Source organism: Proteiniphilum sp. UBA5384, from assembly GCF_002410825.1.
GTDB lineage: Bacteria > Bacteroidota > Bacteroidia > Bacteroidales > Dysgonomonadaceae > Proteiniphilum.
Genome location: NZ_DHOS01000062.1, coordinates 130,305 through 130,583, shown reverse-complemented (window position 1 = coordinate 130,583; position 279 = coordinate 130,305). Strand labels below are relative to the sequence as shown.

General features: G+C 47.0%; 1 pseudogene. It reads right to left on the bottom strand.

The window, feature by feature from the left end:
- Positions 1-279, bottom strand: a pseudogene (locus B4G81_RS11905) (hypothetical protein); the annotation flags it as partial.

Here is a 279-nt window from a genome sequence, read left to right as displayed (position 1 = left end):
GGATTGTAGCTACCCCATGCGTTGATAACGTTATACATCACGTCAATATGACCGCCTAACCAAGTATGGTCTTTCGCAAATGGCACGTTTGCAATGTGTTCGATGCTTCCACCATCAAGTACGGCACGAAAACCCCAGTTCGGAGAGTTCCAACGTCCGATTTCGATTTGGCCCATCCAACCTAAACGATCACCGAAGCTGCCGTCAGCATCGTTTTCGGCTTTAGTGAAGTAGAGATTTGTTCCACCACCAAGGCCAATATACCAATTATCACTTGCT